22 protein-coding genes are annotated in these 24,358 nt (G+C 71.6%); 7 read left to right on the top strand and 15 right to left on the bottom strand.

Going from position 1 to position 24,358, the window contains the following annotated elements:
• Window positions 1-222: 222 nt before the first annotated feature.
• From N8J89_RS13775 to N8J89_RS13765, 3 genes are all read right to left on the bottom strand, one after another.
• A complete protein-coding gene (locus tag N8J89_RS13775) occupies window positions 223-1,833 on the bottom strand; it encodes an alpha/beta hydrolase (protein ID WP_283664737.1) in 1,611 nt (536 codons plus the stop codon).
• Between the two features lie 194 nt (window positions 1,834-2,027).
• The gene (locus N8J89_RS13770; protein ID WP_283664736.1) at window positions 2,028-3,860 is read right to left on the bottom strand and encodes a LamG-like jellyroll fold domain-containing protein; all 1,833 of its coding nucleotides are present in this window, start codon (window positions 3,858-3,860) and stop codon (window positions 2,028-2,030) included.
• 82 nt (window positions 3,861-3,942) lie between these two features.
• Window positions 3,943-5,394 (bottom strand): aminotransferase-like domain-containing protein, encoded by a 1,452-nt coding sequence (locus N8J89_RS13765; protein WP_283664735.1) that lies wholly within the window; start codon window positions 5,392-5,394, stop codon window positions 3,943-3,945.
• Window positions 5,395-5,480: 86 nt separating this feature from the next.
• Between N8J89_RS13765 and N8J89_RS13760 the strand changes: the two genes are divergently transcribed.
• On the top strand, window positions 5,481-6,656 hold the full coding sequence (locus N8J89_RS13760; protein WP_283664734.1) for a trans-sulfuration enzyme family protein: 1,176 nt from the start codon (window positions 5,481-5,483) through the stop codon (window positions 6,654-6,656).
• A gap of 144 nt (window positions 6,657-6,800) precedes the next feature.
• On the opposite strand, the gene N8J89_RS13755 is transcribed toward N8J89_RS13760, so the two are convergent.
• Window positions 6,801-7,421, bottom strand: a complete 621-nt coding sequence (locus N8J89_RS13755) for a TetR/AcrR family transcriptional regulator (RefSeq protein WP_283664733.1) — start codon at window positions 7,419-7,421, stop codon at window positions 6,801-6,803.
• Window positions 7,422-7,518: 97 nt separating this feature from the next.
• Between N8J89_RS13755 and N8J89_RS13750 the strand changes: the two genes are divergently transcribed.
• Together N8J89_RS13750 and N8J89_RS13745 are read left to right on the top strand one after the other, a co-directional pair.
• Window positions 7,519-8,076: a PIG-L family deacetylase gene (locus N8J89_RS13750; protein WP_283664732.1), complete on the top strand. Its 558-nt coding sequence runs from the start codon at window positions 7,519-7,521 to the stop codon at window positions 8,074-8,076.
• A gap of 19 nt (window positions 8,077-8,095) precedes the next feature.
• Window positions 8,096-8,551, top strand: a complete 456-nt coding sequence (locus N8J89_RS13745; protein WP_283664731.1) for an SRPBCC family protein — start codon at window positions 8,096-8,098, stop codon at window positions 8,549-8,551.
• Here the strand turns inward: N8J89_RS13745 and N8J89_RS13740 are convergent.
• The 7 genes from N8J89_RS13740 to N8J89_RS13710 form a co-directional block, all read right to left on the bottom strand.
• Entirely contained in the window at window positions 8,548-9,093 is a 546-nt protein-coding gene (locus tag N8J89_RS13740; protein WP_283664730.1) for a hypothetical protein, read from the bottom strand. The two genes, N8J89_RS13745 and N8J89_RS13740, sit on opposite strands and share 4 nt — an antisense overlap.
• A 39-nt stretch (window positions 9,094-9,132) precedes the next feature.
• Window positions 9,133-9,603: a nitroreductase family deazaflavin-dependent oxidoreductase gene (locus N8J89_RS13735; protein ID WP_283664729.1), complete on the bottom strand. Its 471-nt coding sequence runs from the start codon at window positions 9,601-9,603 to the stop codon at window positions 9,133-9,135.
• 12 nt (window positions 9,604-9,615) lie between these two features.
• A complete protein-coding gene (egtD, locus tag N8J89_RS13730; RefSeq protein ID WP_283664728.1) occupies window positions 9,616-10,590 on the bottom strand; it encodes an L-histidine N(alpha)-methyltransferase in 975 nt (324 codons plus the stop codon).
• Window positions 10,587-11,336 (bottom strand): ergothioneine biosynthesis protein EgtC, encoded by a 750-nt coding sequence (egtC, locus tag N8J89_RS13725; protein WP_283664727.1) that lies wholly within the window; start codon window positions 11,334-11,336, stop codon window positions 10,587-10,589. Before egtC ends, egtD begins: the two co-directional genes overlap by 4 nt.
• Window positions 11,337-11,338: 2 nt before the next feature.
• The gene (gene egtB / locus N8J89_RS13720) at window positions 11,339-12,685 is read right to left on the bottom strand and encodes an ergothioneine biosynthesis protein EgtB (protein ID WP_283664726.1); all 1,347 of its coding nucleotides are present in this window, start codon (window positions 12,683-12,685) and stop codon (window positions 11,339-11,341) included.
• On the bottom strand, window positions 12,682-13,932 hold the full coding sequence (egtA, locus tag N8J89_RS13715; RefSeq protein WP_502868445.1) for an ergothioneine biosynthesis glutamate--cysteine ligase EgtA: 1,251 nt from the start codon (window positions 13,930-13,932) through the stop codon (window positions 12,682-12,684). The genes egtB and egtA overlap by 4 nt, the downstream gene beginning before the upstream one ends.
• 472 nt (window positions 13,933-14,404) lie before the next feature.
• A complete protein-coding gene (locus N8J89_RS13710; protein ID WP_283664725.1) occupies window positions 14,405-16,936 on the bottom strand; it encodes a PQQ-dependent sugar dehydrogenase in 2,532 nt (843 codons plus the stop codon).
• A 292-nt stretch (window positions 16,937-17,228) separates the two neighbouring features.
• On the opposite strand from N8J89_RS13710, the gene N8J89_RS13705 reads away from it, so the two are divergent.
• Window positions 17,229-17,825, top strand: coding sequence for a TetR/AcrR family transcriptional regulator (locus N8J89_RS13705; protein ID WP_283664724.1), 597 nt, complete (start codon window positions 17,229-17,231; stop codon window positions 17,823-17,825).
• Between the two features lie 65 nt (window positions 17,826-17,890).
• Here N8J89_RS13705 and N8J89_RS13700 read toward each other — a convergent pair whose 3' ends face one another.
• Window positions 17,891-18,586, bottom strand: coding sequence for a GntR family transcriptional regulator (locus N8J89_RS13700; RefSeq protein ID WP_283664723.1), 696 nt, complete (start codon window positions 18,584-18,586; stop codon window positions 17,891-17,893).
• 80 nt (window positions 18,587-18,666) lie between these two features.
• On the opposite strand from N8J89_RS13700, the gene N8J89_RS13695 reads away from it, so the two are divergent.
• The gene (locus N8J89_RS13695) at window positions 18,667-19,455 is read left to right on the top strand and encodes a sulfite exporter TauE/SafE family protein (protein ID WP_283664722.1); all 789 of its coding nucleotides are present in this window, start codon (window positions 18,667-18,669) and stop codon (window positions 19,453-19,455) included.
• 40 nt (window positions 19,456-19,495) lie between these two features.
• Here the strand turns inward: N8J89_RS13695 and N8J89_RS13690 are convergent, their stop codons facing one another.
• The 3 genes from N8J89_RS13690 to N8J89_RS13680 all read right to left on the bottom strand — a co-directional run bounded on the left by N8J89_RS13690 (window position 19,496) and on the right by N8J89_RS13680 (window position 22,346).
• Window positions 19,496-20,296, bottom strand: coding sequence for a S1 family peptidase (locus tag N8J89_RS13690; protein ID WP_283664721.1), 801 nt, complete (start codon window positions 20,294-20,296; stop codon window positions 19,496-19,498).
• A gap of 20 nt (window positions 20,297-20,316) precedes the next feature.
• On the bottom strand, window positions 20,317-21,765 hold the full coding sequence (locus tag N8J89_RS13685; protein ID WP_283664720.1) for an alpha/beta fold hydrolase: 1,449 nt from the start codon (window positions 21,763-21,765) through the stop codon (window positions 20,317-20,319).
• 68 nt (window positions 21,766-21,833) lie between these two features.
• On the bottom strand, window positions 21,834-22,346 hold the full coding sequence (locus N8J89_RS13680) for a DUF1707 SHOCT-like domain-containing protein (RefSeq protein ID WP_283664719.1): 513 nt from the start codon (window positions 22,344-22,346) through the stop codon (window positions 21,834-21,836).
• Window positions 22,347-22,516: 170 nt separating this feature from the next.
• Between N8J89_RS13680 and N8J89_RS13675 the strand changes: the two genes are divergently transcribed.
• Window positions 22,517-23,074, top strand: coding sequence for a TetR/AcrR family transcriptional regulator (locus N8J89_RS13675; protein ID WP_283664718.1), 558 nt, complete (start codon window positions 22,517-22,519; stop codon window positions 23,072-23,074).
• A complete protein-coding gene (locus tag N8J89_RS13670) occupies window positions 23,071-24,348 on the top strand; it encodes a cytochrome P450 (protein WP_283664717.1) in 1,278 nt (425 codons plus the stop codon). Before N8J89_RS13675 ends, N8J89_RS13670 begins: the two co-directional genes overlap by 4 nt.
• Window positions 24,349-24,358 lie beyond the last annotated feature (10 nt).

The following is a 24,358-nucleotide window of genomic DNA, read 5'->3' as shown; positions in this document are numbered from 1 at the left end:
GTGTCCTCCCGCCCATTCGTTCAAGGCGTGCAGTCTGGTCATGCGCGGGCAAAGGATTTCACCCCTCGTGACCGTTCCGATGCGGGCACGTTGCGCTGCGGCTACTCGACCGTCCGTTCTCCGAGATCATCCGAAACTCGCTGGCCGGAAGGCCTGCCAGTTGGGGAATCGACAACGGCCCCGCCCGGCGAACCGGACGGGGCCGCGTCGTGGATCAGCGGGTCAGGCGAAGGGCTGCGCGTTGGGCTGGCAGACGATCCCGTGCGCCGGGGCCTTCAGCTCGGCCAGGTAGGCGGTGGTCAGGTCGTCCACGCACTTCGAGCGGCCCAGGATCGCGTGGCCGAAGGAGTCCACGCTGACCAGCCGGGCCGAGCCGAGCTGCTTGGCCATCCGCTGCGAGAACGCGTACGGGGTGGCCGGGTCGTAGTAGTTCCCGATCACCACGATCGGGTGCTCGGTCTTCTTGTGCCACGGCCCGGCGTAGCGGTCCGAGCCACCCGGCCAGGTCGCGCACGGCACCGCGTCGAAGGCCTGGAACCGGCCGAAGGTGGGGAACTGGCGCTCCCAGATCTTCGCGATCACCGGGTAGGCGGCGGGCAGCCGCAGGTAGGGCTTGTCGATGCAGTTGACGCCGTAGAAGGAGTCGTCGCCGGTGTAGGGCGTGTCGGCCAGCGCGTCCAGGCTGTGCGGCGGCGTCTGCTTGGTCAGGAAGTCGGATGGGGCCTCGGTCCGGCCCCGGTCCAGGGTGTCCGCCGGGTTCATCGCGGTGTAGGCCTGCTGCAGCGCCACCGCCAGCGGCGCGAAGCGGTCCGCGGCGTACATCGCGGTGCTCACGTTGCTGGTGAACGCGCTCAGCGTCAGCTTGGCGCCGGTGGGCAGGGTGATCGGCTCGCGCTGCAGCCGGGTGCGCAGCTCGTCGAACTTCTTCCGCGTGTCGCCCTCGCTGAAGGCGCACTTGGGCCCGGCCGCGGTGCAGCGCTTGAGGAAGCCGTCCAGGGCCAGCTCGAAGCCCTCGGCCCGCTGCCGGTCGGACTCCAGGCCGTCCCCGGTGCGCAGCTCGGGGTCGACGTTGCCGTCGATCACGATCGCCCTGGTCTTGCTGGGGAACATGTTGGCGTAGGTGGAGCCGATCAGCGTGCCGTAGGAGAAGCCGACGAAGGTCAGCTTGGCGTCGCCGACGGCCTGGCGCAGCACGTCCAGGTCCCTGGCCACGTTCTTGGTGGACATGTGCCGCAGCAGCGGACCGGCGTTCTTCGCACACGCCGCGCTGTGGTCCTTGCCCGCCTGGACCGCGTCCCTGACCTCCTGCTGGGTGAACGGCACCGCGATCTGCCGGTCGCCGACCGCGTTGGCCTCCTCGGCGGTGGTGAAGCAGCGCAGCGGGCTGCTGCGGGCCACCCCGCGCGGGTCGAAGCCGACGATGTCGAAGCGCTTGAGCACCTCGGCGCCGTAGCGCCGGTCCGCGCGGATCGGCCCCAGGTAGCCGGAACCGCCCGGCCCGCCGGGGTTGATGAACATCGAGCCGATCCGGCGCGCCGGATCATCGGCCAGCCGCCGCAGCAGCGCGATCTCCACCGAGCCGGTGGAGGGCTTGCGGTAGTCGATCGGCACCTTGTAGGTGGCGCAGCCGAACCGGCTGCGGTCGGCCTGCGGGTCGTTGACGAACACCGCGTCCGGGCACGGCGCCCACTTCACCGACTCCAGCGCTAACCGCTCGGTGCTCTCCTGTTCGGGCGCCGCCGCGCCGGTGCCGGTCAGCGCGGTGGCCGCGAGCACCGCCACCGCGGTCACCGCCCCCGCCCCGCGCAGCCATGGGAAACCCTGTCGGGCCACCGCGTACTCCTTAAGCTGGGTCGAACACAAGTTTGTGTCGAACCCTCACAGCTCACCGGTGCAGCGGCAAGAACAGGCATTTCACTGAATGCGGCCGAGCAGCGCCCGGGCTTGGCTGGCCGAGCGGCGCGCTGCTGGCCGACTTCGCGGTGATCGTGCCGTTCACCGTGGCCGCCTGGGCCTGGATGATCGCGTCAGCGCCCGGTCAGGAACTCCTCCCGGCGCAGCGGGCGGTCCACGATCCGCAGGTCACCCAGCCAGCCGGTGAAGCTCTTCTCCACCTTCCGGTCATAGGCGTACGCGCCGACCAGCCAGCCGCCGACCGCCGCCGGGATGCCGACCGCCGGTGTGTCGGGGTTGCGCAGCACCGGCGCGCCCTCGACGTGCAGCACGCTGCGCCGCCCGTCGTTGACCACCGCCACGTGCCACCAGTGCGCGCGCGGCAGCTCGTGCCCCCAGTTGGTGGACAGGCCCTCCTGGTTGCGCGGGAACGCCGCCCACTGGAAGGCGGCCCCGTCGGAGAGGTTGAGCGTGGCCAGCGGCTCCCTCGGGTCGTCGCCGGTCTTGCCCGCGTCCGCGCCGGTGGCCACCGTGGTGAGCAGGCCGCACCAGGCGTGCCGGTGGTCGAAGTCCTTGGGCAGCTTGACGAATGCCTCGATGGTGTAGCCGCGCGGGAAGGTCAGCTTGGTCAGCGGCGCGTCGGCTGCGGTGCGCAGGTAGCCGCCGCCGTGCATGCGCAGGCTGCCGTGGCCCGGCTGGTCCGGGTGGTGCTCCTCGCTGTGGCTGAGCGCGTCGCTCGGCGCGCCGGGCAGGGTGGCGCGGGTGAGGTGGTTGCCGTTGCCGGACAGGTCGGCGAAGCGCTCGGCGTCCTCGAACCGCCAGTAGGCCACCGTGCCGGGGATGACCACCTCCGCCGCGGGCCGGGCCGGGCGCACCGGCGGCGGCGCGAACCGGCGGAACCGCTCGGTGAAGTCGATCTCCACGGTGAACCGGTCGGCCGCGCCGGTGCGGCGGATCTCCTGCTGTTCCAGCACGTTGAGCCGTTCCGGGCGACGCCGCAGCAGCCAGGGCGCGACGGTTTCCACGTCGATCACGTTGCGCGCCAGGTCGAAGTGGTAGAGCCGCAGCATCGCGCCGCCGCCGTAGTAGCGGTCCTGGTAGTTGGTGATGTGCAGGTGCACCTCGTTGCCCGCCTTGTTGCGCAGCGTGGTGCGGCCGGGTGGCCAGAAGTGGCCGTTGAGGGTCAGGAAGATCCGGTCCTCACCGGCGATCAGCTTGTCCCACATCAGTTTCCCGGCGGCGGAGAGCTCGGCCTCGCCGGTGCCGCCGTCGGCGTGCACCAGCTCGTGCGTGGTGAGGATGACCGGCAGCCCTGGATGCTTGTCCAGCACCTGCCGGACCCAGGTGTAGCCGACCGCGGAGACCCGCCAGTCCAGCGCCAGCAGCAGCCACTCCCTGCCACCGGCGCGGAAGACGTGGTAGCTGTTGTAGCCGCCGGGCGAGGCGCCGCGGAAGGTCGGCGAGTGCTCGAACCGCTTGGGGCCGAAGGCATCCAGGTACGGGCTGCGGCCGCGCTGGTCGTCGGTGCGGGAGTTGATGTCGTGGTTGCCGGCCAGCACGCTGTACGGGAAGCGCTTTCGGTCCAGCACGCGGAAGGCCCGGTCGGCCTCGGCGACCTCGTCCGGCAGGCCGTTCTCGGTGACATCGCCCAGGTGCGCCAGGAACACGATGTTGTGCTCCCTGGCCTGCTCCAGCACGTGCTCGAAGGTGGCTTCCAGGGGTTCCCGGTCGCCACGGTCGCGGTCGAAGAGGTACTGGGTGTCCGGCACCACGGCGAGGGTGAAGCGCGGGTTCTCCACGTCCGCTGGACGCGCCGCCGCGCTGGTGCCCTCCCCGCTTCGCCGCGCGTCGTCCTCGGGCGTGGCCTGCGCGCTCAGTCCCGCGCCGCCCAGCATGGTCGCGCTCATGCCGAGCAGTCCGGTGGTGCGCAGGAACGCGCGCCGGTTCGCCGAGAATCCGTCACTCATGAGCGGATGTTAGGAACATCAACATAGATGGGTACAAGCCCGAGTCGGAACAAGGGCCGAACGCAGGGTTAACTGACCCAGATCACACGACCATCGCATGCACCGCGGCCGGGCTGTGCCCCGTTCGCCGGTAGGCCCGCCAAGCCGCGGCCAACCGGGTGACGCTCTCGGTCAGCTGCTCCAGCGGGGCGGTGAACGGGATGCGCAGGTGGTCCGCGCCACTGCCGTCGGTGGCCAGCGCGTCCCCGGGCAGCACCGCGACCCCGTGCCGCAGCGCGACCTGCGCGTAGGCCGAGGCGTCACAGCCCGGCAGCCGCACCCACAGGCACTGCCCGCCACCGGCGCGCCGGAACCGCCAGGCGGGCAGCTGCTCGGCCAGCTGGGCGCACAGGTGGTCGTGCCGGGCCCGCAGCTGCGCGCCGCGGCGGGCCGCGATCTCCGGCAGCGCGGGCAACAGCTCGGCGGCGGCGAGCTGTTCCAGCACCGCGCTGCCCAGGTCGTGGATGGACTTGATCCGGGACAGCTGGGCGATCTGGCCCTCGGCGGCCCTGATCCAGCCCACCCGCATGCCGCCCCAGACCACCTTGCTCAGCGAGCCGACGGTGATCACCGCGCCGGGCGGGGCGAAGGAGGCCAGGTTCGGCGGATCCTCGCTGCCGTCAAGGGAAAGCCCGGCCAGGATGTCGTCCTCGATCAGCGGCACGCCGTGCTCGGCGGCCACCTCGGCGATCCGGCGACGGGCCAGCGTGGGCACGGTGGCGCCGGTCGGGTTGTGGTGGGTGGGGTTGAGGTAGGCCAGGCCGGGGCGGTCGGCGGCCACGGCGGCGGTCCACGCGGCCACGTCCAGGCCGTCCGGCCCGGTCGGCGCGGTGCGGACCAGCGCGGCGGCCTCCCGGAACAGCTCCAGCGCGCCGGGGTAGGTCGGGGCCTGCACCAGCACCTGGTCGCCGGGTTTCAGGAACAACCGGGCGAGCAGCGCCAGCGCCTGTTGGCCGCCGGTGGTGACCAGGATCTGGCCGGGCTCGGTGGGCAGGCCGCGGCTGGTGTGCCGCTCGGCGAGCGCGGCGCGCAGCGCGGGGTGGCCCAGCGGGTGGTAGCCGATGTCGCCGCTGTCCAGCCCGGGCAGCATCGGCAGCGCGCGCTGGTAGGCCGCGGCCAGCTCCGGCGGCGGGCCGTGCGGGGCGGCGCAGGCCAGCGGCAGCACGTCGTCGAGCGGCTCCAGGTAGTTCAGGAACAGCGGGCTGGCCGGGGCGATCTGCGCGCCGCGCCAGCCGGAGAGCACCGCGGGCGCGACCCAGGTGCCCCGGCCCTGGTGCCGTTCCAGCTTGCGGTCCTGGCGCAGCCGGTCGTAGGCGGCGACCACCGTGGTGCGGCCGACGGCGAGCCGCTCGGCCAGTGTGCGGTCCGGCGGCAGCGTGGCGCGCGGGGGCAGCTGGCCGGAGTCGATGAGCTGGCGCAGCCGCTCGGCCAGCAGCAGGTACAGCGGACCGCGCCCGGCCGACCAGCGGCCGAGCTGGGCGACGAGCCGGTCCACCGGCCACGGTATTGGCTCCATAGGCAAACCAATCTACCCGGGATTGGCGCTGTCCCCGCCCCTGCGGCCCGAGCAGGCTGAAACGCATGACGTCCACGCGCCCCGAGACCCGAGCCGTCCACATCACCGCCCCGGCGCTGCCGAACTCGCGCCCGATCAGCGTGCCGATCTACCAGGCGTCCAACTTCGCCTTCGACGACCCCGACGCGCTGGCCGCCGCACTGGACTCCCCCGAGACCGGCTTCGTCTACAGCCGCTACGCCAACCCGACCACCCGGGCCCTTGAGGACACGGTCGCCGCGCTGGAGGGCGGGGTCGGCGCGGTGTCCACCGCCTCCGGCATGGGCGCGATCAACTCCGCCCTGCTCGGCCTGCTGCGCAGCGGGGACCACGTGATCGCGCAACGGTGCCTCTACGGCGGCACCTTCGCCACCCTGGCCGACCTGACCGCCCGCTTCGGCATCGAGGTCACCTACATCCCCGGCGACGACCCCGCCGAGGTCGCCACCGCGGTGCGCCCCAACACCCGCCTGCTGTACCTGGAGACCATCGCCAACCCGGTCACCAGGGTCATCGACCTGCCGGCCTTCCTGGCCGAGGGCAAGGCCGCGGGCCTGACCACCATCGTGGACAACACCTTCGCCACCCCGCTGCTGTGCCGGCCCCTGGCGCACGGGGCCGACATCGTGCTGCACTCGGCGACCAAGTACCTGGGCGGCCACAGCGACATCACCGGCGGCATCCTGGCCTTCGCCGAGGAGGAGCTGCACCACAAGCTGTGGCACCACGCCATGGAACTGGGCGCGATGGCCGACCCGTTCGCCGCCTGGCTGACCATCCGCGGCATCCAGACCCTGCCGGTCCGGATGCGCCAGCACTGCGCGAACGCCACCGTGCTCGCCGAACGCCTCGCCGAGCACCCGGCGGTCACCGCGGTGCACTGGCCGGGATTGGTCTCACACCCGGACCACGAGGTGGCCACGCGGCTGCTCTCCGACTTCGGCGGGATGATCGCCTTCGAGCTGGCCGGTGGGCGGGAGGCCGGGCACGCGTTCAGCAAGGGGGTGCGGGTGGTGCAGCTGGCGGCCTCGCTGGGCGGGGTGGAGACCACGGTGCTGCACCCGGCCAGCACCTCGCACCGGCAGTTGAACGAGGAGGAGCTGGCGGCGGCGGGCATCGGGGCCGGGATGGTGCGGCTGTCGGTGGGGATCGAGCACGTCGAGGACCTGTGGGCGGACATCGAGCAGGCCCTGCCGCTGTGAGCCGCTAGGCGCTGATCCTTCCCGAGAAGCTGGGTGTCTGGTGCTGGCGACCTCCACTGAGGGTCACCGGATGCCCGATGGGTGACGTTCCCGCGGCGGCGCACCGCCCGTCGCACTGCCCGGGAGCGTCACCGCGCCGCCGCCTCACTTGCGTGGCGCGAAGTCGCCGATCGAGGGCCGGAGCAGCTCGAACACCGCCCGTCCGGTCACCAGCAGGCGTTCGGCGAGCTCCTCGTGGCTGACCCCGGCCTGGATGGCGCGGAAGGCGTCCTCGAACAGCACCCGGTGCGCGCTGGCCAGCTGCCCGGCCACGGCGCGGACCAGGAAGTCGTCGGCCGCGGTCTCCTCGGCGGCCAGGGTGGCGGCCAGGGCGTGTTCGCGGGCCTCGTGCAGTTCGCGCAGGCGGGCCAGCAGGGTCGGCGAGTCGTTGATCATCCAGATGAAGGCCGGTTCGGCGAAGCCAAGGAGCGGGTCGTGACGGGGGATGGCGGCCAGGTACGCCGTGCGCAGGGCCGCCCAGGCCGTGACGCCCCTGGCCCTGGCCCGGACCGTGTTGGCCAGGCTGCTGGCCAGTTCGGCGTGGATGTCCAGGACCAGGTCTTCCTTGCGCGGGAAGTGGTTGGTCACGGTCATCTTGGCCACCTTGGCCGCGGCGGCGACCTCGGCGATGGTGACCGCCTCGAAGCCGCGCTCGATGAACAGCCGGGTGGCCAGGTCCGAGATGGCCTGCCGGGTCTCCCGCTTCTTCTGCTCCCGCAGTCCCATGCACTCCAGCATAGCTTAGGTCGAACCTACTAATAGGCTTGACCCATCGATAGGTCCGACCTAAGTTTAGGTCATACCCAACTTCCGCCTGCTCCCCGTGACCGCCCATCCCGACGACGAGTCCAGCAAGGGCGCGGCCACGCTGGCGCACTACGCGAGCCTCGACGTGGAGGTCCTGGTGGTCACCTGCACCGGCGGCGAACGCGGCGACGTGCTGAACCCGGCGCTGGACCGCCCCGAGGTGCGCGCCGACCTGCCGGCGATCCGGCGCAGGGAGACGGCCGAGGCCGCCCGGATCCTGGGCGTCCGCCAGCACTTCCTCGGCTTCCCCGACTCCGGCCTGCCCGCCAGCGGCGAAGAACTCCCCCAGGACTGCTTCGCCACCCACCCCTTGACCGAGATCACCGCGGCCCTGGTCCGCCAGATCCGCGAGTTCCGCCCCCAGGTCGTGTTCACCTACGACGAGACCGGCGGCTACCCGCATCCAGACCACCTGCGCGCCCACGCCACCCAGTCCGACCCCACCCACCCGTTCCTCGCCCACCCCAGAGACCCGGAACGCGAGGTCTGGCCCTTCGAGGACTACCACCTGGCCTGGTCCACGGTGCCGACGACCATCCCGGAGTCGGACCTGTTCGCCGGACTACGGGACTGATCATGGGTAGCGTGACTACATGCTCACCATCGAGGTCACCGAGACGATCGGCTGCACCCCGGACGAACTGCTGGAGTTCGTCATGGACGCCCGGCGCTACGCCGAGGTCGACCGCAAGATCCACCCCGTGGTGTGGATGCGCCGCGACGGCGACCTGACCGAGTTCGCCTTCCGGTCCCGCCTGGCCGGACTACCGGTGCCACCCACCGTGTCCCAGATGCGCCGCACCACCGGCGAACGGGTCGACGTCCGCCTGGCACCCGCCCCCGCCAACCGGCTGACCCGCCTGTTCTCGGACTTCGACGCAAGCTTCGTGTGCACCCCGGTCGAGGGCGGGACCCGGTTGACGCGGACGCTGAACTTCCACTTCCGGCCATGGCTGCGCTGGCTGGAACCGGTGCTGCGCCGCAAGGTGATCGGGGAGGTGGCGGAGGAGGTCCGGCTGGCGAAGCAGCACCTGGAGGGCGGGGCCTAGCCGGGGCCGGAGGCTGGGGCGGGGGCGCGGCGCAGGGCGAGGACGCAGGGGCGGTCGAAGCTGGCGCGGTCGATGTGCAGGGTGAAGCGGAGAGTACCGAGGGCCAGGACTGCGGTCGGCACCGCGGGGTCGGGGGCGGGGCGGGCGGACTGGGCGGACGTGCCGGTCGGCGGAGCTGGGGCGGCGGACGACCGGGCGGACTGAGCGGGCTCGGCACCGGGCAGCGCGGGATCGGTGGCGGACCGGGTGGAATCAGCGGCGGACCGGACGGTGCGGCCCTCGACGGTCAGCACTTCGACCGGCACCCCGGGCGCGGCGGCCAGCTCGGCGGCCGGCCACTCCGGGCTGGGCGTCACCGGGCACAGCTGCGCGGCGAAGGCGAGCTCGTCGTAGTCGGTCATCGCCTCGGCGACCGCGGTGGCCACGTCCTCGACCGGGTTTCCCCTGCGCAGCAACGGGATCACCGCCAGCGCGGTGGCCACCAGCACCCCCGCGCCCGCCAGCAGCCAGAGCTTGCGGGACGGGGACGGGGGTGTGGTCACGGGGTGGAGTGGACCTTGGGTGGGCCGGGAGGGGTCCCGTTACTTCTTCCGGAGCAGGAAGACTCGGATCTCCCGGTCGCCCGCGCGTTCGGCGTAGGTGTCGTAGGCGGGCCAGACCTTGACGATCTCGGACCAGACCTTGGCCCGCTCCTCGCCGGTGACCAGGCGGCCGGTCACCGGGAACCGCTTGGCGCGCAGGGTGATCTCCGCTTCGGGGTTCGCCAGCAGGTTCGCCGACCAGGCCGGGTGGCGCTGCTGGCCCCAGTTCGAGCCGGTGACGATGAACTCCTCGCCGTAGGGCACGAACAGCAGCGGCACCGACCTCGGCTGACCGCTCTTGCGGCCGGTGGTGGTCAGCAGCAGCGCGGGCAGGCCGAGCAGCTCGGAGACGCTGATCTTGCCCTTGGTGCGCTGCTGGATCTTGACATCCAGGGGGACCAGGTTGCGGCCGAGCTTGGCGAACCACTCCTGGCGGCCGAGTTTGACCGCCAGGTTGCGAACAAGATTCATGTTTAGACCCTATTACTCCTCGGCGCGGGCGAGCGAGACCCCGAACCTACCGGCCGGGTCGGTCCACCATTTGCGCAGGTCGAAGCCTGTTGCGGCGAGCTCGCGGCGGACGCCGGACTGGCGGAACTTGGCCGAGACCTCGGTGCGCAGCTCCTCCCCCGCGTCGAACTTGACCTCCAGGCCCAGCTCCTCGACCCGCACGCTCATCGCCTTGGTGGCGCGCAGCCGCATCTCGATCCACTCCCAGTCCTCGTCCCAGACCGCGACGTGCTCGAAGGCGTCCACCTCGAAGTCCGCCGCCAGCTCCCGGTTGAGCACGCGCAGCACGTTGCGGTTGAACTCCGCGGTCACCCCCTGGCCGTCGTCGTAGGCCCGCACCAGCGTGTCCGGGTCCTTGACCAGGTCGGTGCCCAGCAGCAGCCACTCCCCCGGCTTGAGGGTGGCGCGCACGCTGGCGAAGAACTCGGCGCGTTCGGCGGGCAGCAGGTTGCCGATGGTGCCGCCCAGGAAGGCGACCAGCCGCCTGCCGCCGACCGGGAGCTGGTCCAGGTGGCGGGTGAAGTCGCCGACCACGCCGCGGATCTCCAGGCCGGGGTAGTCCTCGGTCAGCGCCTGGGTGGACTGGACCAGGGCGGCGGCTGAGACGTCCAGCGGGATGAACCGGCGCAGGGAACCGTTGGCGCGCAAGGCGTCCAGCAGCAGTCGGGTCTTGGCCGAGGAGCCGGAGCCGAGCTCGACCATGGTCTCCGCGCCGGTGGTCGCGGCGATCTCCTCCGCGACCGCGGTCAGCACCTCGCGTTCGGCCCCGGTCGGGTAGTACTCGGGCAGCGCGGTGATCTGCTCGAACAGCTCGCTGCCGCGCTCGTCGTAGAACCACTTGGGCGGCAACGTCTTCGGGTTGGCGGTCAGTCCACTGAGGACATCGGCGCGCAGCGCGGCGGCCGCGTCGTTCTCGGTCAGGTGGATGTCGAGCACGGGCAGGGTCATCGAAGATCCTCTAGGGGAGTCGTGTCCAGAGTGGACGGAGTGGCTACCACCAGGTGCCGGTCCGGGACCGGCTGCCAGTCGCGCTCATCAGAGGGTTCCGAGGCGACGATCACGGAACTTCCCGTGTGGCGCACGGACAACGAGTGCCACCAGGTGGTGGCCACGATGCTCGTGCCGTCGGTCAGCAGGAGGTTGAGCCTGGAGTCCGGGGCGGCCGCCGCCACCGTCCGGACCAGGTCGGCGACCGCGGCTGCGGCGGGTTCGCCCGCGCGCAGCCGGTTGCGCAGCACAGCCCACAGCAGGGCCGAGTCGGTCGCGGCGTCCAGGGTCATCAGGTCGGTCACCGGCAGCGCCCCGGCCAGCGCGGCCAGCGAGTGCGGCCAGCCGGTGACCCGGCCGTTGTGGCTGAACAGCCAGCGCCCGTCGGCGAACGGGGCGCTGGCGGTCTCGGTCACCGGCATGCCGACGGTGGCCGAGCGCACCGCGGCCAGCACCGCGCCCGAGGACACCGCGCCCGCCCAGGAGGCGAACGAGGTGTCCGTCCACAGTGGACGAGCACTGCGGTGCCTGACCGGGTCCGCGCCGGGCGTGGGGTACCAGCCGACGCCGTAGCCGTCGGCGTTGACCGTGCCGCCGCCGCGCATGTCCGCGGGCGCCCAGGACTGCCGCAGCAACGAGTGCGGCGGGGTCAGCACCAGGTTGGCCAAGGGCATGGCGGGGCCAAGGTAAGCCAGATGGCGGCACACGCCTAGCGGTCCACTTCCCCTTGGCGGACATCGCGTGCGCACCTGAACCCGCTGAAGATCTGTCTGCGGATCGGGTGGTCCCAGTTGCGGAAGGTGCCGCGCACCGCGACCTGGTCGGTGCCGAAGCTGCCGCCGCGCAGCATCTTGTAGTCACCGCCGAAGAAGACCTCGGAGTACTCCCGGTAGGGGAAGGCGGCGAAACCGGGATAGGGCCGGAAGTCGCTGTCCACCCACTCCCAGACATCGCCGATCAGCTGCCGCACCCCCAGCGGGGAGGCCCCGGCCGGATAGGACCCGGCAGGCGCGGGTCGCAGGTGCCGCTGGCCGAGGTTGGCGTGCACGGGGCCGGGATCCTCATCGCCCCAGGGATAACGGCGGGAGCGGCCGGTGGCCGGGTCGAAGCGGGCGGCCTTCTCCCACTCCGGCTCGGTCGGCAGCCGCTTGCCCGCCCAGGTGGCGTAGGCCTTGGCCTCGTGGAAACTCACGTGCACCACGGGTTCGTCGTCCGGCAAGGTCTCCAGCACGCCGAAGCGGCGGCGCAGCCAGCCGTGGTGGCCGTCGGCGCGCCAGAACAGCGGGGCGGAGAGGTTCGCGCGCTGGCGGTGTGCCCAGCCCGCCTCGGTCCACCACCGCTGGTCCTGGTAGCCACCGTCGGCGATGAACTCGCGGTAGGCGCCGTTGGTGACCGGGGTGGTGTCCAGGAAGAACGGGTCCACGTGCACGGTGTGCGCCGGTCGTTCGTTGTCCAGCGCCCACGCCTCGGTGGAGGTGCCCATCTCGAAACGGCCGCCCGGGATGAGCACCTCGGCCGGTAGTTCGTCCACATCGGACGGTGGGTCCGGTGGTGGCGGGGCGTGCAGGGCGGCGGCGCCGACGCGGAGCTGGTGGGTGGCCAGCATGGTCTCGTCGTGCTGCTGCTCGTGCTGGGCGATCATGCCGAAGGCGAACGCGCCGTCGAGGAGCCGCCCGCCCTCCAGCGGGGAGGTGTCCAGCACGTCCAGGACCTTCTCCCGGACCTCGCGCACGTAGGTCCGGGCCTCGCGCGGGTTGAGCAGCGGGAGCTCCGGGCGGCCCGCGCGCGGGTGCTTGAAGGCGTCGTAGAGCTCGTCGATGTCGGAGCGGACCGGCTCCCGGCCGCCGACGTCGCGGACCAGCCAGAGCTCTTCCTGGTTGCCGATGTGCGCCAGGTCCCAGATCAGCGGGGACATCAGCTTCGAGTGCTGCTTGACCAGCTCGGACTCGTCCACGGAGTTGGTCAGGGTGGTGCTGCGGGCGCGGGCGCGTTGCAAGGCGTCACCGACGGATCCGCGTAGCTTCTCGATGGGCAGCTCGATCGGGTTGATGGTCATGCCAGCTCCTCGGCCGCGCCGACCGGAGCACGGCCGGCCAACAGGTACCCCACTGTCTCCTCGACCAGCGCCGCGGTGGCGGCTGGCAGCCCGAGCTCGGGCAACGCGCGCAGCGCCAGGTCGAAGACCTGTGGCGCCACCATGGCCAGCACCGGATCGGTCAGCCCGTGCCGTGCCGCCTCGTGCCAGCGGTCGGCGGCCGCGCTGACCGCGTCCAGCGCACTGTCCACTGTGGACTCGCGGTGGAACAGGGCGAGCAGCAGCGCCACCGGGACCACCCATTCGCCGGTCGGCTGGGTGTCCAGGTAGCGGATCTCGAGATACCCGCGCGGGCGGACCGGCGGGAACATGGTGGTGAGGTGGTAGTCCAGGTCGTCGGTGGTCGGACGGCGGTCCAGCGCGCCGTCGGCCCACGCGCCGAAGGTCAGGCCCGGCGGGGCGTCCCAGCAGGTTCCCGGGCGCCGCAGGCAGATCAGCGGCGTGTCCATCACCCGCCGCGCCCAGTCGCCGCCGGGGTCCTCACTGACCTCGCCGGCGCGGGTGCGGTTGGGGTCGGTGCCGAACAGGGCACGCATCCGGGCCGAGGCCCAGCCGGTGCGCCGCCCGGCGAACTCGGCGGAGTTGGCGAAGGCCGCCAGCATCAGCGGCCCCAGCGCGTGTGCGGTGGCCCAGCGGGTGGCGACCCGGCCGGGTTCACCCGCGTCCACGCACACCTGGAGACCTGCGGTGCTGCACATCATGGTCCGGCCGTCCGGGCCACGCCGGTTGAACGCGGACTCCATCGCCGCGTAGCGCGGGACCTGGAGCAGGCGGTTCGGTAGCCGGTGCGCGTCGATGCCGTGCTTGCCCAGCCGGAGACCGGCCGAGCGGAGCAGTTCGACGAGGTAGGCGATGTCGGCGGTGGCCACGGGCAGCAGGCCCGCCAGGCTCGGCGCCGGTTGGGTGGAGATCTCGACCTGGCCACCGGGTTCCACGGTGATCAGGGAGCCGTTCGGGAGCGGGTGGTGCGGGCTGTCCGGCGCCAGGAGGGGCGGCGCGTGGGTGCCCAGAGCGTTACGGAGCGTGTCCGTGGTGAGTGGGCGGCGAGGGTGGTCCGCGTGGTGCACGGTCCATTCCAGCTCGACGCCGACGAGGGCGGGTGGGCCGGTTTTGAAGCAGACAGAAGCGACATATGCCTCTGCCTCCGCTCGGTCGTGGAGCGGTTGGGCTTGCGGTTCGGCGAACGTTGTTGTATCGGACGACAGCACTTTTGATCACCCCTTGTGATCGACCGACATCCGAAGCTACACGGCGAAGGTGAACCTCGCACTCCGTCGATCTGGTTGCTGCCCGGGGTCGCTGGGGTGTCGCTGGTTCACCGCTGGGTCGCGGTGGATTTCTCGATTTGGTTTGGGGCCCCTAGGCCATCCCTGATTGGGCTTGCGGGGCAGGCGGTGAAGCCTGCCCAATCGCTGGGCTAGCTTATGGGATGGCCTCCCCCCAAACAAAATCGAGAAATCCACCGCCACGCTGTTGTGGGTATTGCGCTGGCGTTATTGGGAAGTCGCTGTTCGTTTTTCTACCTGCGGATTTGCTTTGTTCTGGTTTCCGGCCTTGCGGCCGCCACGTCCCCTTGAAAACTTCTGCACGAGCTTGGAATGGGCGCTGCCGTTGCCGGGGTCGCTGCCGGGGTGAGGTGAATGTTCCTCGCCCCGGCAGCGGTTCCCGGTTAATACTGGGTCAGCCTGCCTTGGCGTTGGAGCGGCCGCGCAGGACGGTGTTGGCGGTGCTGTTGGCCTTGATCGCGGACTCGATCTGGGCCATGGAGGAGGTTGCCGTCAGGCCGGGGATGGTGGGGGTGTTCTGGGCGTACAGGGTGAAGGTGTAGGGGTTGGTGTTGCCGCCGGGGCAGGGGCCGAAGAACTTCTGGGCGTTGGCGCCGCTGCCCATGGCCTTCTGCTTGGCTCCGCCCTGGCCGGGGACGGTGAAGCCCGCTGGGAGGTTGTCCGGCAGGCCCAGGGTGGCGGCCGGGACGTCCCAGATCGCCCAGTGGAGCTTGTTGCCGTTGTTGACGCGGTCGGCGAAGACGATCGCGTAGGCCTTGGCGCCGGTGGTGCCCGCGCCCCAGGACAGGGGCGGGCTGGGGTCCTGGCCCGCTACCTTGTCGCCGGCGCAGGTGTGGCGGACCGGGATCATGGCGTTGTCAGCGAAGGCGGTGCTGGTCAGTTTGAAGTCGCCGGGCTGGGGTTCGCCGCCGGAGTACTGGACGTCGATGCGCAGGATGCGGTCGTTGCCCGGGGTGCCGTCCTTGTCGGTGCTGGTGGTGAGCCAGATGTCGCCCTGCTTGTCCACCTCGACCGTGCGCAGGCGGCCGTAGCTGCCCTGGAAGTAGACCTTCTGCTCGACCAGGTTGGCGTTGGCGTCGATGCGCATCCGGTAGATCCGCTCGCCCTTGGTGGTGGCGACGAAGACGTGGTCGTTGATGATGGTCAGGCCGCTGGGGCTGGCGGCGCTGGTGGACCAGGTCTTCTTCGGTGGGATGGTGCCGGCGCAGCCGCTGCCGGAGGTGCCTTCGCACTTGTCCCAGCCGTAGTTGCCGCCCTTGGTGATCAGGTTGACCTCGTCCTGCTGGGAGTTGCCGAACTCCGAGGCCCACAGCCTGCCCTGGGAGTCGAAGTCCAGGCCCTGCACGTTGCGGTGGCCGTAGCTCCAGATCGCCTTGCCGGGGAAGGGGTTGTCGGCCGGGATGGTGCCGTCGGGGTGCAGGCGCAGGATCTTGCCCGCGTTGTTGTTCAGGTTCTGCGCGTTCGGGCCGTTCTGCGCGTCACCGGTGGAGATGAACAGGTACTTGCCGTCGGGGCTGAAGCGCAGCCTGCCGCCGTTGTGGAAGCGGCTCTTCGGGGTGCCGCCGAGCAGGGTCTGCCAGCCGGAGAGGGTGTTGCCGGTCAGCTTGGCGCGCACGAGCTGGTTGCCGGAGCTGGCCGTGTGGTAGATGTACACAAATCCGTCGGTGGCGAAGTTCGGGGAGATCTCCAGGCCCAGTGCGCCGCCCTCGCCGCCGGTGCTCTGCGCGCCGGGGATCTTGCCCAGCACGGTTTTCTGGCCGGACGGGGTGACGCGCAGGACGTTGAAGGTCTCCCGCTCGGTGACCAGCGCGGAGCCGTCGGGCAGGAAGCCCAGGCCCCAGGCCACGTCCACGCCACCGGCGATCTGGCTCACCGCGCCCGGCTCGGGCACGCCGGTGCCGCCGCTGGTTCCGGTGGTCACCGTGATTGACGCGGTGAGGTCCGAGCGGTTGCCCGCGGCGTCCCTGGCGCGCACCTGGAAGGTGTAGGCCTTGTTCGGCTGCAAGCCCGCCGCGGTGTGCGTGGTGGTGTTGCGGTCGGCGGTGCCGGTCTGCGTGCCGTCGGTGAGGATCTCGTAGCCGGTGACCTTCACGTTGTCGGTGGAGGCGGTCCAGGCCAGGTCGACGCTGGTGGCGGTCTTGGCCGGTGAGCGGAGCGCGCCGGGCACGGTGGGCTTCTCGTTGTCCGGCGGGGCCGGGTCCGTGCGCACCGGCACCGCGTTGGAGGCCGGGGAGACGTTGCCCGCGGCGTCCTTGGCGAAGACCGTCCAGTCGTAGAGGGTGTCCGGCTCCAGGTTCTCCACGGTGGCCGCCAGCACCGCGCCGACGCTCTTCATCAGCTGGCCGTGCTGGTAGATGTCGTAGCCGGTGACGCCGACGTTGTCGCTGGCCGCGTCCCAGGCCAGCGAGACCGAGGTGGCCGACTTGCCGGTGGCGCGCAGGTTCGGCGGCGCGCCGGGGGCCTGGGTGTCGCTGCTGTCCACGGTCAGCTTGTCCAGGTTCGGGCCGCCGTCGGCGGTCACCGCGGTGGCCCTGATCTTGTTCGCGCCCGCCTTCAGGGGAACGGTGATGTTCTTGGTCGCCCAGGTGGTCCAGGCGCCGGTGCCGCCGAAGGCCAGGTCGTTGGCCACGGTCGCGCCGTCCACGGTGACGTCCAGGGCCCGGTTGGCCGCGGTGCCGTTGGCATAGCGCAGGGTGAGGGCGTGCGTGCCCTCGGCGGCCGCGTTGACCGTCCACTCGACGTAGCCGCCGACCGCGTTGGTGTAGTTGACAAAACCACGGCCGGTGAACCCGGCGTGGTTGGACTCCACCACGCCCTGGGAGATGGTCGCGTCCTCGGCCTGGTAGTCGGTGGGCGCCGCGCTGGCGGCCGGCGCGGCGGAGACGGCGAAGGCGGCCAGCGCCACCGCGATGGAGGCCGCGGTCACACGACGTGACCGGGCTGGACTCGTTGCCACTGTTACCTCACAGCTTGCGGAGAAGCGGTCGTCTGCAGGGGGCGGCGGCGGAGGTGCGCGAGCTGGCGGACTCACCTGGGTACGACAGGGCCAACTGGGACAGTAAATAAAGTTTCCAATCCCGCGGGCCGAATAACACCACCGCCCGGCGGGGCTGTCAACGGCCGGACGGCGGAAATGAAAGCGTTTGCTGCCAGCGGCGACTGTGAAGTACGTACGTACGGTTTGCACCGGCCTGGTGCGGACTGTCACGATCAGTACCGTGCCACGGGTAAGCCAGGACCACCTCGACGCGCGCCGCCGCCAGATCCTCGACGGCGCGCGGAGCTGCTTCGCCCGCTATGGCTACGAGGGTGCCACGGTCCGCCGCCTGGAGGAAGCCACCGCGTTGTCGCGCGGGGCCATTTTCCACCACTTCCGGGACAAGGAGTCGCTGTTCCTGGCCCTGGCCGAGGACGACGCGCTCCGGATGGCCCAGGTGGTCGCCGAGCAGGGCCTGGTGCAGGTGATGCGCGAGCTGCTCAAGCACGAGTCGCACGAGGGCGGCGAACACCCCGCGGACTGGCTGGGCACCCGGCTGGAGGTCTCCCGGCGGCTGCGCACCGACCCGGACTTCCGCAGCCGCTGGGCCGAGCGCTCCGAGGCGCTGACCGCGGCCACCAGGGCCCGCCTGCAACGGCAGCGCGATGCCGGGAACCTGCGCGACGACGTGGACGTGCACGTGCTGACCGCGTTCCTGGAGCTGGTGCTGGAAGGCCTGGTCTCGCACCTGGCGATGGGGCTGCCCGCCGACGACCTGGACCCGGTGCTGGACCTGGTGGAGGAGACCGTGCGCAGGCACCGCCGCTCGACGCCGTAACGGCCAACGACCCGTACGAGTTCGGCCAACACGGCGTACGACAACGGCCAACACGCGGGGCTGGGTCAGGCTTCGGTGAGGAGTTCGCCGAGGGCGGCTCGGGTGCGGCGGACGTGCTGGCGGGCCAGCTCGGCGGCCAGGCCGGCGTCGCGGTTGCGGATCGCGGTGACCAGGGCCTGGTGCTCGGCGATGCTGTCCGCGCCGCGGGCCGGGGCGACCGCGGCGAAGTAGAACCGGACCCGTTTGGCCAGGCTCTCGCGGATGCCGGCCAGCACCTCGTTGTGCGCGCAGGCCGCGATCGCGGCGTGGAAGTGCTCGTTGATGCCGGGCAGGCGTTCCGGCTCCTCGCAGTCCAGCGCCTCCCTGCCCAGCGCGACCAGCTCGGTCAGCCTGGTCAGCTGCGGCTCGGTGCGGCGCAGCGCGGCCTTGGCCGAGATCTCGCCCTCCAGCACGGTCCTGGCCTCGAACAGGTCCACCACCTCCTGGGCAGACCAGGTGCGCACGCAGGCGCCCTCGCGCGGGCGCTGCTCGATCCAGCCCGCCACGTCCAGCGCGCGCAGCGTCTCCCGGACCGGGACCCGGCTGACCCCGAAGTGCCGGGCCAGCTCGTCGGCGTCCAGGCGCTGACCCGGCGCCAGGGTGCCGTCCAGGATCGCCTCCTCCAGCAGGCGGTAGAGCTGGTTGCCCAAGGGGGTCGGCGCGCTGAGTCCGGGCAGCTCGGTTACCTTGGCCGTCGGCGATTCTTTGCGCGGCCTGGGCACGAGCGCCTCCTAGTTGCCATATCAACAATCCGCCACAAATACTGTAGCCAGTTCCGCCAGCCGCCAAACCGAGGAAGCGCATGCCCGACCAGCTAGACCAGATCCAGCAGTCCCCACTCCGGCAGGCCCCGCTCACCCTGCTCGCCATCGGGCTGACCAGCGGTCTGCTCTCCGGCCTGTTCGGCGTCGGCGGCGGGGTGCTGATCGTGCCCGCACTGGTGCTGCTGGCTGGTTTTGGCCAGAAACTCGCGCACGGCACCTCGCTGGCCGCGGTGGTGCCCATCTCGGTCACCGGCGCCATCGGCTACGCCATGGAGGGCTCGGTCAACTGGATGGTGGCCGCCCTGCTCGCGGCCGGGTCGATGGCGGGGGCGCTGATCGGCACCTGGCTGCTGCACGTGCTGCCGGTGCGCTGGCTGCGCTACGGCTTCGCCGCGCTGCTGCTGCTCACCGCGGTGCGGCTGGGTTTCGAGACCCCGCACCGGCTGGCCGAGGCGGAGCTGGACGTGGGCGGCGCGGTGCTGATGCTGGCGCTGGGGCTGCTGGTGGGCACGCTGTCCGGACTGTTCGGCGTCGGCGGCGGGATCATCATGGTGCCGGCCATGATCCTGCTCTTCGGCATCAGCGACGTGGTGGCCAAGGGCACCTCGCTGCTGGTGGTCATCCCGACCGGGATCATCGCCACCGTGCAGAACCTCAAGCGCGGCAACGCCGATCTGCGCTCGGCCGCACTGCTCGGGATGGCCGGGGTGGTCTCGGCCTACGGCGGGGTGCGGCTGGCGCTGCTGCTGCCGCCCAGGGTGTCGGTGCTGCTGTTCGCCGCGCTGCTGGCCTTCACCGCCTACCGGATGGTGCGGGCCAAGGACTGAAGGCCAGACCGACCGGCCTGGCCTCCAGCGGAACTCTCGCTCAGGGCTTGGGCAGCAGGCAGCCCGCCCGGTTGAGGTCGAACCGGTTGCCGGGTGCGAAACAGCCTGCCAGCCAGTGCGTCTGGGTGGCGTAGCCGATGCCCTGGCGCACGGTGATCCGGCCGTCCCGGTCCATCTCGCACGGGTTGTTCGCCGTGCACTGCTCGCCCTCGCGGTTGCTGGTGTTGTTGATGGCCACCACCTCACCGCTGGCCGCGTCCACCACGGGCGAGCCCGAGGTGCCGGGGCCGGTCTTGCAGTCCGGGGTGTAGCGCACCACGTCCTTGGTGACGTAGCCGGTCTCCAGCACCCGGTAGGCGAACTGGTCGATCTTGCAGGAGAAGATCTGCTGCCAGCTCCCGGAGACCACCCGGATGTCGGCGCCGCGGGCGGGTCGCCTGGCCGAGACGGTCAGCGGGCGGACGCCCTGCCTGGCCAGGTCGGCGTAGCTGTCGTTGAGCCGGTACAGCGCGATGTCGGTGCCGGTCATGGTGGCGTAGAGGGCACGCGCGGCGTGCACCCCGGCGACCACCTTGCCGGAGCCGTCGAGCAGGTCGAACAGCCGGTGCGAGGGCTGGTCCACCAGCACCTCGTCCGGGATCGGGCGGCCGCGTTCCAGGCAGTGGCCGTTGGTCAGCACCAGCGCCTTGTCGTGGTCGCGGGAGCTCGGCATCCGCACCACGGAGCCGGAGCAGCCGCTGACGTTGACCGCTCCGGTGAAGTCCACGGTCGCGGCCTGGGCGCTGGGGGCGGCCAGGAGCAGGCCCGCGAGGGCGGCGCCGAGGCCAGGGAGAGTACGCATGGGAGAACTCCGTTGCTGAGTCAGCTCGTGCCGGGGCAGGTGCCCTCGGTGGTGCGGCCGGTGCGGAAGAAGTCGACGGCCTTGGCCGCGCAGGGGATCTTGGACAGCGAGCCGTGCGAGTCGTCCAGCACGGTCAGCAGCGCGCCGCCGACGGCGTGCCGGCTGGCCACGGTCCACGGGTAGGGCGTGCTGCCCTCGTCCAGGTGGCCCACGTGCTGCAGCGGGCTCCTGCCGCGCACCGGGTGCAACACCTCGCCGGGCCACGGCCACTGCGCGCACCACACGGTGAAGCTGCCGCCGCCGGTGGCCGGGTAGCGCCGCTGCCGGTCCTCGTTGTTCGCCCAGAGCGCGTCGAAGTCCCTGGCGCCGGTGCCCTGGTTGCACATCATCGCGTTGTACTGCAAGGCGTTCATGCCCTTGTGCGGGTCGCCGAGGCCGAAGGTCCGCTTCGCCGTCTGCTGCGGCGCGGGGGCGGGCGTGCCGCCCTCCAGCGCCTTGGCCAGCTCGCTCGCGGCATGGCCGTAGCCTGCGGGGCTGGCGCTGAAGTGGCTGCTCGCCCACTCCGCGTCCAGCCGGGTCTCGCCGACCACGCGCGGGTTGCGGCCGAGCTCGGCGCGCAGGTCGAACAGGGTCTTGCGGACCGCGGCCCCGGTGCTGCCGAAGTGGTATTCGGGATCGTGCTTGGCCAGCCAGGTGAGGAAGGCCGGGAACGCCGCCTCGGACTGCTTGTCGATGCTCTCGTCCATCCAGCTGTGGTCCTGGGCCGGCGGCATGCCGGAGTCCAGCAGCATCCTGTCCACCCGGTCGTCGAACAGCGCGCGGAAGCGGGTGCCGATCAGGGTGCCGTAGGAGATGCCGTAGAAGCCGATCTTCTGCTCACCGAGCGCGGCGCGGAAGGCGTCCACGTCGCGGGCGGCGTTGTCCGGGGTGAGCTGCCGGACGAACTCGGGATCCTTTGCCGCGCAGAGCTTGTTGTGCCCGGCCTCGTAGTCGAAGCTGCTCCTGGCGCGCTCCTTGGCGGTGGCCGTGGGCGGCAGCTGCCCGGGATCGGGGGCCTGGCAGGAGATGTGCTCGCTGTAGCCGGTGCCCCTGGGATCCATGCCGACGAAGTCGTACTCGGTGTTGAGCCCGCTGATCCGCCGCTCGGTCATGTCGTGCGGACCGGTGAGGTTGCCGATGCCGGGACCGCCGGTGCTGAAGAAGATCGCGCCCTTGCGCTTGGCCGGACCGGTGGCCTTGACCCGGCTCACCGCGACCGTGGTCTTGCGCCCCTGTGGTTTCCCGTAGTCCAGCGGAACCGTCAGCTCCGCGCACTCGGTCCTGGCGTCGTCCTGGTACGGCCAGTCCTTGGCCACCTGGGCGCAGGGTTTCCAGTTGATCTCCGGTGCCGCCTGGGCCGCGGGCGCGGGGAGCACGGCGACCGCGGCGGCCACCATCCCCAGGCGCAGGACCCTCGTTGTTGTGATCATGCCAGCACGCTAGGAACGCGGTGTCCGCGTTCCGTGCGCGCCGTGTCACGGGTGCGTCACAGGCGGGTTCAGCCGCGCAGCACGGCCAGTTTGCTCAGCGTGCTGCGGCCGGTGATGCGCACCCTGGGCCCCGGCGCGGCCGTGGCGCCCGGCAGCGCGCGCTTGCCCAGCACCGCGCTGCCCTCGTCCAGCACGGTGGCGTCGCCGGGCACGGTGATGATCACCTTGCCGCAGAAGGCGTTGGCCACCACCTCGACCTCGATGTCGCCGGACAGCCCGGACAGGTCCAGGATCACCGCGCCGAAGACCGCCTTGACCTCGACCCGGCCGGGCTCCATCGCGCGCTGGATCTTGCTGCCCACCGCGACCACCCGCTGCGCCGGCGCCACCGGCCTGCCCAGGTCGGCCAGCACCGGGGCCAGCTCGGCCGCGGTGCGGGCGGCGTAGGCCTTGGCCAGCCGGTCGTTGTGCTCCGGCCAGGTCAGCCTGCCGTCGGCGACCGCGGTGTTCAGCCGTGCGACCGCGGCCTCCCGCTCCTGGTCGCTGATCCGCACCACCGGACGCGTGTCCTCGCCAGCCATCCCGGCACCCCCCATTTTTCTCAGTGCGCGAGATTCTTTCGTGACGCAGAGTTCCCGTCAAGCAACCGGGGCACCCCCGAACGGCCGCACCCCTACCCGCCATCCGGCCCCTTGCCCAGGACGTGGAGTGACGACACAGTGGAACAAAGTTGTTCCAGATGGGACAGGGGATGTCCACCACACCACGCGGTAACCGCACCCGGAGCCGGGTGCTCGACGCCGCCGCCCGCCTGCTGGCCAAGGACTCCGGCGCCAGCCTCGGCGAGATCGCGGCGGCCGCGGGCATCGGCCGCACCACCGTGCACCGGCACTTCCCGACCAGGGACGTGCTGTTGCAGGCGCTGGCCTTCGACGCGCTGGCCACCATCGCCGAGGGCCTGGCCGAGGTCGACATGACCGCCGAACCGCCGGAGCGCGCCCTGTCGCAGCTGGCCGCCGCGCTGCTGCCGATGGGGCCGAGGGTGTCCTGGCTGGCGAATGAGAGCGCGCTGGCCAGGGACCGCGAGGTGATCGCCGGGTTCGAGCGGCTGGCCGAGCCGCTGCGCGCGCTGGTGGCGCGGCAGCAGGCGAGCGGGCACTTCACGCCGAAGCTGTCGCCGAACTGGGTGGTGCAGGTGTTCGTGGCGGTGGTCTGCGCGGCCTGGGAGGCCGTGGACAACGGCGAGCTCGCGCCCAAGCAGGCGCCGGAACTGGTGGTGGAGACCGTGCTGAGAGGGGTCGCCCGATGACCGTGCTGACACACCTGCGGGAACAGCTGACCTTCCTGACCCACCGCGCCCTGCTGTGGGGCGGCTCGGCGCTGGGCGACCCCGGCGCGCGGCTGGTCCGCCGCGGCACCGGCGACCCCTACCCGCTCTACGAGCAGATCCGCGCGGCAGGCCCGCTGGTGCGCAGCCGGTTCGGCTTCTGGGTGACCACCGAGCACGCACTGGCCGCGCGGGTGTTCCGGGACGACCGCTTCGGCATGCGCCACCCGGACGCGCCCCCGACCGTGCGCGCCGAGGACGAGCTGGTGCACCCCATCGAGGACTCGTTCCTGATGATGGACCCGCCGGCGCACACCCGGCTGCGCAGGCTGGCCGCGCCCTGGTTCACCTCCCGCGCGGTGGTCAAGCACACCGAGCGGATCGAGCAGACCGTGCGGGCCAGCCTGGAGGAGTTCGGCGGCGAGGTCGACCTGATCCCGGCCTTCGCCAACCGGGTGCCGGTGCAGGTGATCTGCGACCTGCTCGGCGTGCCCGCACCGGAGCACGAGCGCTTCCGCGGCTGGGCGAACCGGATCGCGCCGGCCTTCGACGGGGTGCACTCCGTCGGCGAGCACGAGCGGCTGCGCCAGGTGATGGCCGAGCTGCAGGAGTTCTTCACCGAGCTGATCGCCTTCCGCCGCCGCCACCCGGCCGAGGACATCCTCAGCGGACTGGTGCACGCCAAGGTGGACGGGGAGCCGCTGAGCACCCGGGAGCTGCTGGCCACCAGCGGACTGCTGCTGCTGGCCGGGTTCGGCACCACGGTGAACCTGATCGGCAAGGGCGCGCTGGCGCTGCTGACCCACCCGGAGGCGCTGGCTCAACTGCGCCACGATCCCGGCCTGGCCGGGGCGGTGGTGGAGGAGACGCTGCGCTACGACCCGCCGGTGCACCTGACCGAGCGCTTCGCCAGGACCGAGGTGGAGCTGGGCGGGCAGCGGATCCGGCGCGGCGAGCAGATCGTGCTCTCGCTGGCCGGGGCGAACCGGGACCCCGCGGTGTTCGCGGACCCGGCGAGGTTCGACCCCTCGCGGCCCAACGCCAGGGAGCACCTGGCCTTCTCCGGCGGCATCCACTTCTGCGTCGGCGCGGCGCTGGCCCGCCTGGAGGGCACGATCGCGCTGCGCGAGCTGTTCCAGCGGCACCCCGACCTGGAGCTGGCCGGGCCGCCACAACGCGGCGACGGCCGGACACTGCCGATGCTGACCAGCCTGCCGACACGCTGCCCGCGCCGGTCGGCCAGTTCGGCGGCCTGACCCGGCGCGG

This window comes from Crossiella sp. CA-258035 (genome assembly GCF_030064675.1).
In the GTDB taxonomy this organism is placed as follows: domain Bacteria; phylum Actinomycetota; class Actinomycetes; order Mycobacteriales; family Pseudonocardiaceae; genus Crossiella.
This window is presented reverse-complemented; position numbering and strand designations above follow the sequence as displayed.